Here is a 15,828-nt window from a genome sequence, read left to right on the forward strand (position 1 = left end):
AGTTCTTATTTGCTTTATTGAAGTCCGATCGCGATCGCAATCATAATGAAGATCGTTCCTAATACAAAGAAGAATCCTTGCATTTTGATTTGGAATCGTGCCCATTTTGCCCATTCGATCCTTGCCACACCTAGGACACCGATCAAGCTAGCAGAAACTGGCGTGAACGCATCCATGAACCCTGAACCTAATTGATAAGCCAATACGGCAACTTGACGAGAGACACCAACTAAATCGGCTAATGGCGCCATGATTGGCATCGTCAATGCTGCTTGTCCAGAATTTGAGGTTACGACAAGATTGAACAAGCTTTGGAAAACATACATCGCCCATGCACCGATGACGGCTGGCACACCAGTCAGTGCTGTTCCAATACCATGTAATATCGTATTAAGCGCAGAAGGTACCGACGCATCTGATCCCCCTAATACGAGCAAGATTCCTTTTGCCATCCCAACAACGATTGCTGTTCCAGCTAGATCTGCTGCTCCAGATTGGAAAGAAGAGGCAATATCATTGACCGTCATACCGTCTAATTTGAATAAAACAGCAATGATCCCTGCAACCAATCCCATAACGAAAAATTGTGAAGCAATTTCTGGGATATAGTAGCCTTTTTGAGTAACTCCCCAAACGATCCAAACTAAGACGATCAACATTTCAACTAAAATCAATTTGTGTCCTAGTGTAAAAGGTTTTTGTTCGTCGGATGTTTTCTTCAAATGGTTACGGAAGTATTCGTCAGATTTATACGTTAATGAACTTTCTGGGTTTTTCCGTACTTTTTCTCCATAGATCATTAAGTAACCAGCCGATAATGCAGTCACGACGACCCACATGACCAATCGGAAAGTTGCACCTGACAAGACTGGGATACCTGCGATTCCTTGAGCAACGGCGACACTGAACGGACTCATCCATGAAGTGGCATTCCCTACTTGTGAAGCCACGTAGGTGACCGTGACGGCGACGATCGAATCATACCCTAAGGCAATCACAAACGGCACCATGACCATCGAAAATGGAATGACTTCTTCAGCCATACCAAACGTTGCGCCCCCAAATGAAAAAGCAAAGAATAATAGCGGTAAAGCTAAACGTTCCAGCCCACGTGTCTTATTGATAAAAGCATAAATACCTGCATCGATGGCACCCGTTCGCATGATGATCCCAAATGCACCACCCACGACTAAGATAAGTGCCGCAATTCCTACTGCTGAGCCATATTTGTCTCCTGATACTAAACCTTCAAAAACAAAGTTCAAAAAGCCAAAGCCACCGAAATCATCGGTTCCCCATAGTTTCGCTGTTTTATGCAGCTTCTTTGAGGTATCATAGATGTTTTCCCCATATTCATCATATAAAACATCATCTGTCAGCGAGATTTCATCCAACTTCTCTTGGGTCAAGTTTTTTTCACCAGCTGCCAAGACTTCTTCTAATCCTTCTTCAGGAACAGCTAGTTTTTCTCTTTCGCTCGGATCATTTTGTAATTCTTCCAGTTGATCAAATACAAAAGCCTTGTCTAATTCATAGGCATAACGAAACGAATCTTGGCGTAATACTGTTCTTGTACTCGTTTCTCCATTTGCATCTTTGTATTCTATATCTTGCGTACTGAATCTCCCAGCTGGTACGATAAATGTTAATAACCAGGCAAGTACAACTACACCAAAAATAATGACATACGTATGCGGGGTCGTCATTTTGGTAAAGTCTCGTTTTTTCTTTACTGAAGAATTTTTTCTCTTCAAAACTCGTTCTTCCTTTCTTGCTACGTTTTTGTCAATAATGAATAAGCAAATAGATTATACAGTAAAATGTTCTATACCACATGAATAAACCATTAAAAAAATCTGTTGATTTTAGTTTTCTATAAGAAGTATTTTGCTGAGAAAGCTGTTTTTAAAGGCATGACACCTATAAAAACGGATTAAAATTCTTTTTTTATTTTTACAATGTAGACATTCTTGTCCATTTATTTTCATTTCTGATTGCGAATAAACAAAGATTTTTTTGTGATTATCAAATATTTATACATTTTCAACCTTATTAGATCTCTGATTGATCCATCGTTTTTGGTCGATTTTCCCCCTCTCTTTTAATTTTCATTAGGTATCTTCATTGCAATATTCATAACAAATGTACTATAATTGGAATGTAAAGAGTTTTGGGGAAGACTCTTTCATCAACGTGTATAAAGAGACAAGAAAGAATCATCACGATTCTTTCTTGTCTCTTTTTCGGACTCTTATCCTTCTATTTTAGTCATTCTCCAACAAAGAATACACTGAAAAATAAACGATCTGCTGTAATAAAATTAAGGTGGCTAACGAAGCAGCACCGCATATCGCTGGCTCAAACTTAGGAACCGTAAGAACTGCATCATCTATTGTTGCATAGTTATCTAATACTAGATCCGCATATTCATATAAGCGCAAACCACTACTATGTCTTGACTTGATACTTCGGGATAGATCAAATCCGGTGATCACGATCAATAGGTGTCCCTGTTCTTTGATCCATTCTGCTAGTTCAATGATTGCTGGATTTCTCCCTTCATTTGATAAGAGGAGAAAAATATCTTCTGGTTGCGCATTGATTTGTTCAATGATCGCTTGACCAGTTCCTTCCAGTGACTCATAAATTCCCGCTGCCGGGTGTTCGATCAACTGAGTTGGTAAGATTTTCGGGCATTGTTGCCAAAATTCATAAGCAATGCCTTGCAACGTGCGACTAGCAAAAATATGTAAGCATCCTCCTCGGTGAATCTGTGTGGCGATCCAACGCCCCGCTTGTTCCATCAAGGTTTTCTCGAACCTTAGTTTTTGTTCAAGCTGTTGACAATAATCAAAATAGGGTAAGCTCATTCTTTTCTCCTCTTCTTCTGCTATTTCAGAATAGAGATAACTGTTAAAAGAAAAACACAAAAAGATGAGACGAAGCAAACGCTCAGTCTCATCTTTACCTTAACCACTTATTCATTACAATCAAACGAAAGATCTGATGTAGCAGCATCTTGATGTCTTCGGCTTTAGAGTAATAGATAGGAACGATGTATTGCTAAATGCAAGGTTTTGAAACTTATTGAACAAACCACTTGCACCAACATACATCTTTTTTGACATAGTAAACAAACTGCCTCGCTTCCTCCGCTATTTATACTCATAAGGTAGAAAATCTTCCTTAAATCAGGTACAATAAATGCGGTTGGTGCGTTGCATCGACTATGGCAAAATGATCGGTCAGGGTGTATACGTGTGACTGGTCATTCCTTGATAGTTAGTTGCCGCTAACTATCAAGGAGCCTTTTTTTTAGTTATTTCTATCTGCATCTATTGTAAGGAAAGTGCTGAACAAGTGCAAGTATCAAAATATCAGCGGCCAGACCTTGTCCGTCTTTCTGAGACATCTTTTGATCGATTCGGAGAAGCTGCATGTCTGCCTTTTTTGACGACATGGAATCTTTTGAGTAGATACGGGATATAGGCAAAAAGATACAGCAAGAGAAAAGCTGCCGCAAAAAGAAATGCCTGTTGATCGCCCCACAAAAGAACGATGATCAAACTACCGATCGCCACTGAGGCTAAGTACCAAATAAAGATCAAAAAAGTTTCTTTTATTCTGACCATATAAAACATCGTAAACAAACTAATAAATAATACTGGCAGTAAAAATAGCCAATTATTTCCCTCCATCAACCATTTCAATCCATCAAGAAATGTTTGTGCAATGTTGATTAAAATCCCCATGTAAGCAATACACTCCATTCACTATTCTTTTCTCAAGGTTTCATTTATCTAATTGTAAAGTTTTTTAGTCAAGAGAATGACTTAAATCAATGAGGTATTGTTTTAGCTGTTCGCTGATTTCGGGATGACCTAAACCGTATTCGATACTCGTTTTTAGATAACCAAATTTATCCCCGACATCATATCTAGAGCCTTTGAATTCTCTTGCATATACGGGTTGTATTTTGTTTAATTCATCAATTGCATCCGTCAATTGGATCTCATTGCCAGCCCCAGGTTTTTGTTTTTCTAATCGTTCAAAAATTTCTGGTGTCAATAAGTAGCGCCCGATGATTGCTAAATCACTAGGAGCTTCTTCAGGTGAAGGTTTTTCGACGAATTGTTTCACTTCATATAAACCTTCAGATTCTTTTGCTTCTGGATCGATGATCCCATATTTTGATGTATCTTCATGAGGGACTTTCATGACTGCTACAGTTGAACCTTTTGTCTTCTCGTAATCTAAGATCAATTGCTTTGTCAGTGGAATCTCATCTTCCATCAAATCGTCCCCAAGCATGACGATGAATGGTTCATCTCCAACAAAAGTTTTGGCTTGTAATACCGCATGACCTAACCCTAAAGGATGGGACTGACGGATAAAGTGAAGATTGACATTCGTCGTTTCTTCGACTAATTTTAGCAAGTCGATTTTATTTTTTTCTTGTAGATTCAATTCTAATTCGATATTCGAATCAAAATGGTCTTCAATCGGTCGCTTTTCTTTTCCAGTGACGATCAAAATATCTTCGATGCCCGAAGCTAAAGCTTCTTCTACGATAAATTGGATCGTTGGTTTATCAACGATCGGCAACATTTCTTTTGCCATTGCCTTGGTTGCAGGTAAAAAACGTGTGCCTAGACCTGCTGCAGGAATGACTGCTTTTCTTACGATTTTATTTTCCATATGCGTATTTATATACTCCATTCTGTTGATTTACTGAAATTCATTTTCCATCTTGCCATCACGCAACATGATTTCCTTTGCTGCTTGTTTGATATCCTCACCTTGATAAAGAACTCGATAGATCGTTTGGGTGATGGGCATCTCTACACCTAGTTGCTCAGCAAGTTCAACCGCCGCTTTTGTAGTCGATACACCTTCCACGATCATCCCCATATTTTCTAGGATTTGGTCTAATTTTTGTCCTTCACCTAACATATGACCCGCACGCCAATTACGTGAGTGAACACTTGTACAAGTCACGATCAAATCACCGACACCACTTAATCCAATAAAGGTTAAAGGATTCGCGCCCATCGCTACACCAAGACGACTGATCTCAGCTAATCCTCTTGTCATGATTGCCGCTTTCGCATTATCGCCAAAACCAAGCCCGTGAATCGCACCGGCACCGATCGCAATGATATTTTTCAATGCTGCGCCCGTTTCGACACCGATCACATCGTTATTTGTGTAGATACGGAAATACTCATTCATGAATAATTCTTGCACATAAGTAGCTGCTTTTTGATCAATACTTGCAGCAGTAATCGTTGTGATATCGTGGACAGCCACTTCTTCTGCGTGACTAGGGCCTGACAAAACAACGATGGATTGCCGTTTCTCTTCTGGGATTTCTTCAGCAATCACTTCTGAGATCCGTTTATGTGTGTCTTGTTCCAATCCTTTGCTGGCATGGATGATCACTGGTTTTGTCGTTAAATGCTGTAGCAATTCTTGCGCTACAGCACGGATTGCTTTCGTTGGTACAACAAATAATACTGCATCTACCTCTTTGACAGCTTCAGACAATTCTGTGTAGCCGACGATCGATTCTGGTAAATGTAATTCAGGCAAATAGTGTTTATTTGTATGATACGTATTGATCTCTGTGATTTGTTCTGGAACATTCCCCCAGATACGGACGTCATGTCCATTTTCTGCTAAGGTTTGTGCTAAAGCAGTTCCCCAAGAACCAGGGCCTAATACTGCAATCTTTTGTTTCATGGAAATTCCTCCAAAATTCATAGTTAATTTCTATTATAGTATAGATTATCAAAATACTGGACTTATTTTCATTGTTTTTAGCTTTTGTTTAATAAGGATTTCGAAAAAGTTCTATTTTATCCAGCCCTTTTACTTCTTAATCCTAACACGGACAAAAAAATAATGTTGCAATACCATACAAGATGTTTATTTGGTCTATTCCAATGATATAGTCTTCTTATCAACAAAGGAACAAAGGGAGGTTCAAATTATGTGGTCAGTTACACCGCCAATGTAAGCTCAATTTACAAGGATACACAAAAAAATCAAGAATAAAAAACGAAAATCGACAGTCAATAAGCGATTTTCGTTTTTTTATTGGCTTTCTAAAAGTCAGTCGCCTTTACCCATCTCTTCTAGTTATTGTAATTCCTTCTCAATGATTTTTTTATACATGGCGATATCATAACCAAACAATTCTTTTCTTATGTTAAACAATTCACAAAAATCAAAATTAAAGGATACCTTCATTTTGAAGCAATCAATTTGTGATAGTTTCTCGTGACTGATATTATACAAAATCACGTCACGTTTGTTGTAGTCGCTGGGAATTGTTTCCGGATTGAATTGTTGGATGTCCAAAGTGTTTCCAAATTCTTGTTCTAACATCTCTTGTGCCCATAAAAAATCCGTACAGACCCCTGTCAGTAAAAAGACTCTTTTTTCATTTTTGCTACGATAGGTCAAAAAATAAATCTTGGTTGCTAAATACCGAAAATGATCGTCTGAAAATGCTAGGTCCAATCCTGAAAAATCATTCCAATCCATAAAGATCTGCTTGATTTTCTCAAAGAATGCTTGGGGAATCTCTGCCATGTCTGTCCCTTCCACAACATGTTCTTCCGGAATCAACTGTTGGAAATTGAAGTGACATTTCCGCAAAAACATCAAGGTTAGTACTTCGATGGTTCGTTGGTTATTAGAAAAGTTAGGAATATTCCGTTCCATCTTATGGATCAGATACTCGTACTTGATCACAGGGAATTTTTTGGTAAAAGTAATATAGCACTGATAATTCTTTTCATGTGCATTTACTTCATAAAAATTTTGGTTTAAAAAATTGAATACGATCGTACAATAGTTTAAATTTCGTTCATCTGGACTTAAAAACATTTGTTTTAAAAAAGCGATAAGACGATCTTCTATCTGATGATAAATAGGTGTGCATTTATACATCTCTAGTTTTTTTCTATCCAGATTGTCTTTTAACTTCATTTTTCGATCAAACATCAATTGAAGTAAAATCTGTGCGTATTCTTTTGAGAAATCTGAAAATAAACATTTTTCTTCTTTTTCGATTTGTTGGAACAGAAGATTTATTTTATACTGACTTGTCTTTGATACTTTTACTACTTGGATACCACTCTTCATTTGAAAAAGCGCAATCAAAAACCGTAAGCGGTATTCATCCTCGACCTTCTTATCATTCAAGTCGATGCCATAAGAAGCAACATAAGACATCACCTCTTTTTTTAGTTGATATGCTTTGGAAGAAGAGATATATTCTTGCTTGGCAAAACCTAGGGGATTTGAAAAATCGGTTTTAAAAAAATAGATGCACGCTTTGATAAAGGGTGAATATTGATAGATTTTCTTCATGTACGCACGTTTATTTCTTTTGTACTTATTTCTGATCAAATAACCTGTTGGATTTGATTCAATCAAGGGATCATTCTCATTGAACTGTAGATTGATTGCTTTTATATCACCTTTTATCGTAGAGACAGAAACATTCAATCGTTGAGCAATCTCCAGTGAAGTCAAACTTGATTTTTCCCACAATAGATTAATAATAGTAACTTTTCGAAAAATTTCTTTCTCTAAATATTTTCTGAACACTATTACTCCCCCACCCACCTGCTAAATTAAGTGGATAATATCATTAAAAAATCAAGTTGAAGTAAAAAGACTGATAAAATTTAAAAAAACTTATTTTTCTTGTCACGAAAAAGAGGAAGGAACGTGACACCAGTTCTTTCCTCTCACCTTTACGTATGATAAACGAGCTCAGTTATTCTCCTGTTCAGCTAACTTCCTTTTGATTTTACCTACATAAATACACAAAACTAGAATAACCCCCAGTAAGATGCACCCAGTTATGATCATCCATTTATATTGTGCAAAAAAACTAGGTTTACTTTTGATCAATATATCTGTTTGATTTAATTTTTTGCTTGTGTTGCTTTTTATTGTAAATCTCCTTGTTAACTTCCAGTGCTGTGCTCCCTCATCTGCTTCAAATGTCGCCACATACGCTCCCGGTAATAATGATTTGCCATCTAATGGTATCCTATAGTTCAAAACCGTATTTGGGGCAATCGACCCTTCTTGCTGGTTTGCTTGATAAATAACTTCTTGATTGCCTTCTTTACTAATGACCGCTTTCAAGTTGGTTAGCCGGACTAATTTGGGCTTAGGATTTTGGATTTTCTCTGTAAAAACATTTCGAGCATTCACCTGTTCTGCTTGTGCATCTAAAAATTTCAATTCTGAAGGAATTTTTTCTGGATCACTTGATTGTAAAACCAAACCGACTTCTCTCGCAAAATTATTTTGAATATTACCTTCTTTGTTTTCTTCATTATTCTGGACTACCCGAATCGCTCCAATGGTAATCCCAGATAATTCTTTTTCAGGCATCTTGATTTTCACTTGTAATTCATGTGTTTGCTTTGGAGAAATCTTGATTTTATTTTCTGCTATTTTTGCTAGATCTTCTATATTGACTTGTGCGTTATTTGCCAAGCCTTTTATAGATTTGTCATATTCAATGACTCCGATGCTGTTCGTATTCCCTTGATATAAAGATGTTTCTAGCGTGATCGTCTGATCCGAGATATTTTCGATTTTAAGATGCAACGTCTGTTCTTGTTTTGGTTCCATTTGTAAATCAAAATAGGAGACCTGTTTATTTATTTGATTGTCCGGCAATTGCGTGGACACCAAAAATGGAATATTCTGAGAAACTGAGTTTTCATCACTAAAAACAGGTGTACCACATAGATGATACAAAAAGAATAAAAATAAAAGCATTGCCATATTTCTTTTGCTTTTCACGGGGGCACGTCCTTTCTATCAAGAGCAGTTCTTACAATGTATCAGAAAATGTCCATGTCAATTGTGCATGATAGGTATCCGCTTCTTTTTTAGCTGCCGCAGGAATACTTAACTTGTATTGGTTGACTGGCAATGTAGAAATCCCTAACCCTTCTCCTGGACTCGCTTTGAATACTTCCACATCTACACCAGGCGTAATCACGTAATCTTGGGTATTGATCACACCGCCTGTCGGCAGATCACCACCAATGTTTGTCACATCCCCTGTGTTGATTGTTAATTCTGCCCCCGCCAATTCAGCCTGATTGACGGTTGACGTAAATTGGGTCGCTTGTTTTACTTTTAGTTTCCAGCCCTTCGTCAGATCACCACGATTATCTGTGACCTGGATATCCGTGGTTGTTGGCGCAGATGCCTGATTACCGTCTACTGTAGCGATTTGTTCGATGGATTGATCATATTTGATATTAGCTGTACCAAAATTCAGATTAGTTGGTAACTTGTTGGTTGCTAGGTTCAAATCTTCTCCATTTCCACCCGTTGGTGATTGTAAAGTCACTGTTCCATCCGTCGTCGTATCCGCGCTCACCGCTGTGACGCCTAAACTTGCTCCTACTAAGATACTCATACCTGCCATGACATATTTTTTTGTGATTACCATTATCTTATGCTCCTTTTCATTGTAAAATTTTTTATAACTAGCTGTCCTAATATACGGACTTTGATCATGCTTGAACTGTCCAAAACCTGTGTATCATTCCTTTTGGCTTTTAGAAATGAGACGCAACTAGTTGACTTCATTACCGCTTGGTTCACGATTCTGTAAATTGTGTACGCAACTTAATCCTGATTATTCTTTCAGACTCTATTTTTCTGATTCATTAGATGGCACATTCCTCATTCTGTCATCATCCATTCAAATTCCATCATCTGCTAGAAACTTATGGCTATGGCGTTTCTGAAAGTGTCCAAGTGATTTTTGCCTGATAAGAATCAGCTATTTTCGGACTATCATTTGGCAACTTCAACTTAAAATCGGTGAGTGGCAAGACAATCTGACCCCGACTATTTCCTTTATCCACTCGAAATACTTCTTTTTCTTCTCCAACTGGAATCTCAACCGTTTGATTACTCCCAGTACTTAATACTACTCCCCCACTACTATTAGTTGCTGTCCCTGTTTCAAATTGGATCATTGATCCTGTTAATTGAAAGCCACTGTTCACTCCAGTCAATACTTGGTCCTGAGTGACTTTTACTTTATATCCGTCCCCATTGTTACTTCGTTTGTCAGTGATATCAATTTTTCCTGTGGCATTTGTAGTAATCAATTGATTGTCTGTATATTGGATATCGACATTGCCAAAATCAAGGCTGTCTGGATAGATTGATTGATCATTGAATAGACTTTCCTCAACCGTCACATTCATACTTTTAGATTTATGCTTATACGTATAGGTAAGAACATACTCTCCTTCTTCTTCTGTCAACTTTTGAGGATCAATATCAACCAAATCAGCCCCTTCGATTTTTTGCGCAGTGACACTAACATTTGCCTCGAAGAAAGGCAGGGACGAATTGTTACTATTATCTGCTTCGATGATACAATCTAATCCATCATATTCATTCCATGTATCCTTGGCATAGATCGTAGGTAAGGAATGGAGCTTGATGTCAAAGACATTGACTGTGGCAATCGACACAGCATCATCACAAGTAAAAGTAATTTGATAAGTACCTAGTTTGTCGTTATCTGCTTCACCTTGAATCGTGACATCATTGATTGTTTGTGGCTGTCCTAGCGCATTTGTTGCACTGACAAAGTTATACGGTGGTATCCAAACTTCACCCAGTAATAGATCAATATCCTTTGTAACTACCTGTGCTTTACTCGTAAATGGACCACTAGCAATTTTTCTTACATTTTTAGACTGGAAATATTTTGGAAACATGGGATTATTGGACGTCACACTCAAGGTATTTTGAGCAATATCAATCGAAGTTAAATTAAAACTTGTCGTAATTGGCCCCGTATAGCCGATATCGGGAAGTGGGTCTGTGCTATTTAGCTTCCAAGTACCAATCCCACTATTTGAAGCGATCGAGAATGGTGCACTACTATAATATGAACCTAAAGCACAACCTTTGGAATTAGCAATCGAAAAATTGCTAGTTGCTGCGATTGACAGCGATTGACCGATTGCAATAGTTGCTGTTGGATTGTTTGATTGTGCGCTAAAAGTGGTATTATCTTCTATATTCAATACAGTATTGCTATTATTACCTACTACTGGATAGCTATTACTCGTATTATTAAATGCTACATTTGCTCCATTTCGTATATTTAATTCTTTTACTTCACAAACTTCTTGCGTATCTGATGAGGCTGTGACATTCTCATACAAATTGGCTGTCCCGTTAGGTAGATAAATGAATTGCTGGCCAGAAGAGGTGACATTTGTATAGTTGACCGTGACTCCTGGAAATTCGGACCAGAAAAACGAATAGGGATGTTGGTTGATTAGTGTGACATCATAAATCGAGCAAGTCACATACGGTAATGCAACGCCAATCAGTTGAAGATTGATATCGATCGTATGGCCATCTCCATAAATATTTTTTGCCGAATATATATTAAAAGAGGCTGTTAACGTAATATCTCCAGTTAAATAAATGTCTGTAATAGTGGTGTCCAATAAAGCGGTGCGAAAATCATTGAAGTTATCCACACTAGCTATGCCTGAAGCTGCTGTAGGAACAGCTAAAACGGATTGAAAATCACTTTGCGTGGGACTAGATGATTCACTTAATTCCTCTGAAGAATCCATTTCTTTTGTCGTGGTACTTTCACTTGGGGTATTTTCACTATTCACAGTTGTCGAATCAGCAGACGCATGATACGGTAGACTGATGGCTACGTTATAAAAAGAAAAAATGATACTTACTATACACATAACTACTTTTATATTTTTTACTATCTTCATCCTTGTCATTATAAAAAACATCCCTTTTTTACACACCTAGATAATTTGATCCCACCAATAGCATTAGGGTGATCATTTATCTTTTCATGATTTACCGCTCAGTTGGAACATCACTTTTCCATCAAACACTCAGCCTGAAAACAACCATTCACGTTATATTTATTTCTCATATATCAACCTCCTTTACGAAGTGCTTACTGATCTATGTCTGTATTATGCTTGATAATCTAGGGAAAAAAATCCATAGATTTACCCTTCTCAGTGTAAAAATTTAATAATCATTTTACCTATACGTTATGATTTCAATCCATTCATGTTTCTTTAAAAAATAAAAAAAGCCCTCTTAAAAGAGGACTTGGAATTTTTATAATAGTTGTTTTAATATATGATTTTTTCTATGTTCTGTTATACAAACATAAAAACTAATTGAATTTTTATCATGCCTTTGCCCAATTGCTAAGATTCTCGTTACACATGCACGAAAATCTTAACAATACTGAGCAAATCATTTATTCGTTGATTGGTTGAGTATCAACGTTGCTTTATTAATAAAGACCGATATGGATCGATTAGCCAATCAATTCCCAAGGGCCCCATTGTTCAGTTCCAGGTTCATTGCCTCGTGTCCACCATTTTGCACGATATGTGTTGCCTTTGTGTGTCACGAGATCACCTAAATCATAAATTGTATCTGCATCCCATGCTTCTACTGCTGGTGCATCCGCTGTTGTCACAACTAATGCTTTGCTTTCTTCTGAAATGTTGCCTGCTTCGTCAAATGCTTTGACTGTATAAGAATACTCTGTATTAGCTGTTAATCCTGCATCACTGAATGTGTTTGTTTCTGTTTCTCCTACTTGCTCACCATCACGGTAAACATAATAGCCTACTACACCAACGTTATCTGTTGATTGTGTCCATGATAAAGAGACACTCTTGTCACTAATTGATGAAGCCGTAATGTTCAATGGTACTGATGGAGCTTCCAAGTCTGCTGGTGGCTCTTCTAATGTAGAGATCACTAACGCTTTACTTTCTTCTGAAACGTTACCAGCTGCATCGAATGCTTTCACTGTATAAGTGTATTCTGTGCTGGCAGTCAATTTTGTATCTGTATAAGCATTGTTTGTTGCTCTGCCAATTTGTTCGCCATCGCGATAAATGTAATAACCTGCTACGCCACGATCATCTGTTGATTTTGTCCATGATAATGCAACAGTTGAATGTGTTGCTGTGCCTGCTAGATTGGTTGGTTGTGAAGGTTTTTCTGTATCAGGTGTTTTTTCTTGGAATAGATCCTGATAAGACTTCGCAAATGATTCATTGTACTCTACTCCAGCTGAGTTTCTTCCTTCATCCCAGTTGATACTCCAAGTCATCAAACCTTTTAATGGTGTTTGATCTTTTTCCATTTGTTCAAATACATCATAAACTTTCGATGGTTCTTTTACAAAACCATTTGCTGCTGCATCAACGTTTGCTGGAATACCTAAAGCTAAACGATTCGCTGGAATTTGGATAAAACCACCGCTTCCTTCATTGAAAGCTTTTGAAATCCCATATAAGAATTCAAATTTTTTGCTGTCATTGTTTTGAGCGATCCATTCAGTTCCAACACTGATACCATCACCTGCTTGGTTGTACAGCTGTGGTGCAATAAAATCATACTCTTGTTCTAAAGCAGTAATGTATGGAACATATTTACCTTGTGTTCTTAAGTACGGAAACTCTGGCGCCATGGAGATAATAAAATGTTTTTGTTCTTTTTCAAAATGCGCACGAACGATCTTCAACGCATCTGGGATCACTGTTTTATTGTCGCCTGCATCTACTGCAGTTTGCTCTAAATCAATATCCAAGCCATCAAATCCATAAACTTCAACCAAACGGATGATTTCATCTGCAAAGGCTTGTTCTTCCCCTTTATGTAATTCAATATGTGAGTCTGCACCCCCAAGTGAAATAATGACCACACGATTTTCAGCATTCAAAGTTGCTACTTTTTGTCTAAATTCACTGTCAGACATATTGTAAGGTTTGAATGTTGGGATACCTTCTCCTTTCATGAATGACACAGCAATCACATTATAAAAAGGATTTACTTTTGCCAAATCAGTATCTGCCGGACGACCGCCTTGGTAACCAGCACCTTGTTCAGGCATCCAATTATGATAATAACCTACTGAAACTTGGCGATTTGAGATATCTGGCATCGTATCTGCTGCGTCTGCTGCAAACACATCTGTTCCGCCTCCAATCAAACAACCTAAAAGACCAACTGAGAATAATAAAGTTTTCTTGTTCATTTTTTCCCTCCTAAATTTGTATTACAGAACAGATTAAAACATATCTTATTCTATAGATTTTTTTTTGTTTGGTATTGCAACAAAATAATTTCAGAGAAAAAAAAATCGCACTTTTTTATCAAAAGGACGCATATATGAAAACATAACATCCACATAACTACATTATGCTACTATAGCCATGTACAAAAAACAGCTTCTGGAGGAAATGAACATGACAGAACATGCTGCTCTAATTCGAAAATTAAGAAAAGATCGCGGATTGACACAAGAACAACTAACTTCAGGTATCTCACAAAGAGGAACCTTAGCAGCTTTCGAATCACGCGGAACAAAAATTGGTTTTGAACTATTAGTAAATTATCTTGATCGGATGAATATCACGCTTGAAGAATATCAATTTTTATTGAATAGTAATTCATTGTCAAATAAACAAAAATTAACGAATTACTTGATTACTTCAAAAAACATTACGTCTGCTCAAGAACAAGAATTGCTTAATGAATTTGAAAAAACAGGAAACATCTATTATCGTTTGATCTATGCCCAAAGAAAATTGATTTCAAATTATCTATATAGTACTTCTTTTACCGCATCAATGAAAGAAGAGATCAGTGTCATTAAAAAGTATCTTGAAAAGATCGATACTTGGGGCCACTTTGAATTGACTATTTTTTCAAATTGTTTATTTATTTTTGATGATGAATATATTGCCTACTTGTTCCAAAACAGTATCACAAAAATGAAAGCCTACATAGATAATACCTATTATTCTGAACTTCTTTCTAATTTTATTTTAAACGGTGTACGTCTTTCTTTTAACCGTGAATCAACCACTTTACGCAAATTATTTCTAGCGCAATTGAAAAAAATCGCTACGACCCATAAGCAAACACTCGACCTTGCGCATTACAAAGTGTTTACTGCTTTAGATAAACTAGCAGATGGACAAAAATCAGCTTTAAAAGAAGTAGAAACGGGTATTGCCTTTTTTGAATGGTTAGATCTTTCTACAAGTAAAGACTACATGAACAATCTGAAAGAAAAATTTTGCGCAGAAGCATGTGATTTTACGCACAATGACCATCACACAAAAGTTGTTGTCAAAGGTCCGTGTGATCATATCTCTTCACAACGCCAAGTGAATACTGCCTAAAATAACCGTGTATCTCCTCACTCCCAATGAGAAGATACACGGTTTTTAAGTCTCTCTATTTATTCTCTATTTATTCTCGATTGATTCGATAGGTTCCACTGGAATGGCGTACTTGATACGAGAGTTTCTAAACAGTTCATTGCACATTTCGTAGTCAGACGATTATCGATCAAAGAACTATCAGAAATGCAACGCATTAAATAAATTCGTCTTCGTGTATTCCTTTCAGGGTACCGATTACTAAAGTCAACAAATCCTACCCAGTCACATGGGCCACCCACACGGCACACCAGTCTATTGCCTGTGTAGGAGCATAACGTTGCTTCCTTGATTTTCTGATTCGTTCTCTACATTTCCTCTCAATAAATTCTTTTGTTACTTGTTTTGTCTCCGTGTCTCCACCTTCTATACTCTATACTGTGCAAACGCGACTCCTTCAGTGGCAGTTCTTTCTCCAGCGAACATTTACGTTTCACCTAAAAAATGACTAACTAGTATAATTTCTAATAACACTCGCGATGAACGAATTTTTTTTGTTGCAATAACA

The 15,828-nt window shown here is 37.1% G+C and carries 11 protein-coding genes; 1 reads left to right on the forward strand and 10 read right to left on the reverse strand.

Annotated elements, in window-relative coordinates:
- Positions 1–14: 14 nt before the first annotated feature.
- The 10 genes from yfcC to CUS89_RS00140 form a co-directional block, all read right to left on the reverse strand.
- Positions 15–1,754, reverse strand: coding sequence for a putative basic amino acid antiporter YfcC (yfcC, locus tag CUS89_RS00095; RefSeq protein ID WP_104870551.1), 1,740 nt, complete (start codon positions 1,752–1,754; stop codon positions 15–17).
- Positions 1,755–2,264: 510 nt separating this feature from the next.
- The gene (locus CUS89_RS00100) at positions 2,265–2,870 is read right to left on the reverse strand and encodes an SIS domain-containing protein (RefSeq protein WP_104870552.1); all 606 of its coding nucleotides are present in this window, start codon (positions 2,868–2,870) and stop codon (positions 2,265–2,267) included.
- A gap of 507 nt (positions 2,871–3,377) precedes the next feature.
- The gene (locus CUS89_RS00105; RefSeq protein WP_065096150.1) at positions 3,378–3,752 is read right to left on the reverse strand and encodes a hypothetical protein; all 375 of its coding nucleotides are present in this window, start codon (positions 3,750–3,752) and stop codon (positions 3,378–3,380) included.
- 64 nt (positions 3,753–3,816) lie between these two features.
- On the reverse strand, positions 3,817–4,698 hold the full coding sequence (galU, locus tag CUS89_RS00110) for a UTP--glucose-1-phosphate uridylyltransferase GalU (RefSeq protein ID WP_104870553.1): 882 nt from the start codon (positions 4,696–4,698) through the stop codon (positions 3,817–3,819).
- A gap of 30 nt (positions 4,699–4,728) precedes the next feature.
- Positions 4,729–5,742: an NAD(P)H-dependent glycerol-3-phosphate dehydrogenase gene (locus tag CUS89_RS00115; RefSeq protein WP_065096148.1), complete on the reverse strand. Its 1,014-nt coding sequence runs from the start codon at positions 5,740–5,742 to the stop codon at positions 4,729–4,731.
- 399 nt (positions 5,743–6,141) lie between these two features.
- Positions 6,142–7,620, reverse strand: coding sequence for a helix-turn-helix domain-containing protein (locus tag CUS89_RS00120; RefSeq protein WP_181055273.1), 1,479 nt, complete (start codon positions 7,618–7,620; stop codon positions 6,142–6,144).
- Positions 7,621–7,788: 168 nt separating this feature from the next.
- A complete protein-coding gene (locus tag CUS89_RS00125; protein ID WP_104870555.1) occupies positions 7,789–8,838 on the reverse strand; it encodes a DUF916 and DUF3324 domain-containing protein in 1,050 nt (349 codons plus the stop codon).
- A gap of 31 nt (positions 8,839–8,869) precedes the next feature.
- On the reverse strand, positions 8,870–9,499 hold the full coding sequence (locus CUS89_RS00130) for a WxL domain-containing protein (protein ID WP_104870556.1): 630 nt from the start codon (positions 9,497–9,499) through the stop codon (positions 8,870–8,872).
- Positions 9,500–9,785: 286 nt separating this feature from the next.
- Positions 9,786–11,831, reverse strand: coding sequence for a pectate lyase-like adhesive domain-containing protein (locus tag CUS89_RS00135; protein ID WP_181055274.1), 2,046 nt, complete (start codon positions 11,829–11,831; stop codon positions 9,786–9,788).
- Positions 11,832–12,391: 560 nt separating this feature from the next.
- A complete protein-coding gene (locus tag CUS89_RS00140; protein WP_104870558.1) occupies positions 12,392–14,128 on the reverse strand; it encodes a fibronectin type III domain-containing protein in 1,737 nt (578 codons plus the stop codon).
- A gap of 211 nt (positions 14,129–14,339) precedes the next feature.
- Between CUS89_RS00140 and CUS89_RS00145 the strand changes: the two genes are divergently transcribed.
- Positions 14,340–15,281, forward strand: a complete 942-nt coding sequence (locus CUS89_RS00145; protein WP_104870559.1) for a helix-turn-helix domain-containing protein — start codon at positions 14,340–14,342, stop codon at positions 15,279–15,281.
- Positions 15,282–15,828: the final 547 nt, after the last annotated feature.

This window comes from Enterococcus mundtii (genome assembly GCF_002947535.1).
Classification (GTDB): domain Bacteria; phylum Bacillota; class Bacilli; order Lactobacillales; family Enterococcaceae; genus Enterococcus_B; species Enterococcus_B mundtii_B.

Bases quoted from the DNA above. Each gene is read 5' to 3' on its own strand.
- CUS89_RS00100 (WP_104870552.1), bottom strand. From the start codon at position 2,870: ATGAGCTTACCCTATTTTGATTATTGTCAACAGCTTGAACAAAAACTA.
- CUS89_RS00105 (WP_065096150.1), bottom strand. From the start codon at position 3,752: ATGGGGATTTTAATCAACATTGCACAAACATTTCTTGATGGATTGAAA.
- galU (WP_104870553.1), bottom strand. From the start codon at position 4,698: ATGGAAAATAAAATCGTAAGAAAAGCAGTCATTCCTGCAGCAGGTCTA.
- CUS89_RS00115 (WP_065096148.1), bottom strand. From the start codon at position 5,742: ATGAAACAAAAGATTGCAGTATTAGGCCCTGGTTCTTGGGGAACTGCT.
- CUS89_RS00130 (WP_104870556.1), bottom strand. From the start codon at position 9,499: ATGGTAATCACAAAAAAATATGTCATGGCAGGTATGAGTATCTTAGTA.
- CUS89_RS00135 (WP_181055274.1), bottom strand. From the start codon at position 11,831: ATGACAAGGATGAAGATAGTAAAAAATATAAAAGTAGTTATGTGTATA.
- CUS89_RS00140 (WP_104870558.1), bottom strand. From the start codon at position 14,128: ATGAACAAGAAAACTTTATTATTCTCAGTTGGTCTTTTAGGTTGTTTG.
- CUS89_RS00145 (WP_104870559.1), top strand. From the start codon at position 14,340: ATGACAGAACATGCTGCTCTAATTCGAAAATTAAGAAAAGATCGCGGA.